Below are 1,177 nucleotides of genomic sequence, written 5' to 3'. Positions count from 1 at the left end.
TGGCATTTTTACTATGCGTTTGCTTTAGTGTTTAAGGTGGTATGCGGCGGCATCGGTATTGTGTTGCTCACACCTTAACAGGGCGTTAGTTGCCAACGAGGAAAAACGTACTTAAAGCAGAATGTTTAGGGCTAATGCCCGTGTGTTTTTGGCTGGTTTTTCGTATTTCAATTTCTAGCCATCTGGGTTTGTGAAAATCGAACTTTGGTTTCTTGTGCGATTGGATTTTCTGTTTCAGTCGCTGATTAGCTTGTTGAAAGTCAGCTCGGTTAAATTATCAGTCCAAAAGGGCTTTTTGGTGTTGTTAGTCCGTTTTCTACGGCGTTGTATGTTCCAAGTAGTTTCAGTGACAGGCGCTTTGAAACTGCGCCTGATTTGAGTTTTCTAAAACACGTAAATCTAGAGTTGTCAAAGCGGTAACAAGCTTCAAATGAAGGTGTTAGGTCTGGCAACTAACAAAGCATTCAAGAGGGACAGCCAACGCGTGGCGAGTTTGGTTTAATTCTTGGCATCTGTGTTTACGGTTTTAAATTGAAGTTTAGTGGTAGCGCGTTGCTGCCCCTTAATGCGGCGTTATAAGCTTCCATTAATAATTAGTCTGGAGAGTATCTTGTTTGTAATTCGTCAAGCTGAAGTTGAAGATTACTATTTCTTGTTTCATCTCAAGAAAGTGGCGGAATATGAACCAATCAAAGCTATCTTTGGCTGGGATGAAAATGTCCAAATTGAAATCCATCGTAGCGAGTGGGAAGAATCTAAGCCAACTATCATTGAGGTTAACGGCTTTAGTGTTGGTAGCTACCTAGTACAATATAAATCTGACCATTTGTATTTTGGTCGTTTTTTCTTGCTGCCAGAATATCAAGGTAATGGTATCGGTAGCCAAGTTTTGAGCACGGTTATCCAACTTGCACAAGAAAAGTCTTTGCCGATAAAGCTCTGCTATTTACAAGGAAATCGAGTAGGGCAACTGTATAAAAGGTTTGGGTTTGAAGTAACCGCTCAAGATAGTCAGTTTGTGCACATGTTGAAGCCACGCTTATAACAAAGCATTTAAGACGGATTCACAACGCTCGGCATTTTTGGTTTGCTTCAATTTTAGTGTTTACTGCACAATACCTTAAGTTCAGTGGTCTGCGTTGCTCACCACTTAATGCGGCGTTAACTGGCGCAGAAA

The 1,177-nt window shown here is 41.0% G+C and carries 1 protein-coding gene; it reads left to right on the top strand.

What is annotated here, in order from left to right; all coding sequences use genetic code 11:
• Nucleotides 1–607: 607 nt before the first annotated feature.
• On the top strand, nucleotides 608–1,045 hold the full coding sequence (locus tag BIW15_RS23860; protein WP_179115340.1) for a GNAT family N-acetyltransferase: 438 nt from the start codon (nucleotides 608–610) through the stop codon (nucleotides 1,043–1,045).
• Nucleotides 1,046–1,177 lie beyond the last annotated feature (132 nt).

It is taken from the genome of Vibrio sp. SALL6 (assembly GCF_002002385.1).
GTDB classification, from domain to species: Bacteria; Pseudomonadota; Gammaproteobacteria; order Enterobacterales; family Vibrionaceae; genus Vibrio; species Vibrio parahaemolyticus.
This window is presented reverse-complemented; position numbering and strand designations above follow the sequence as displayed.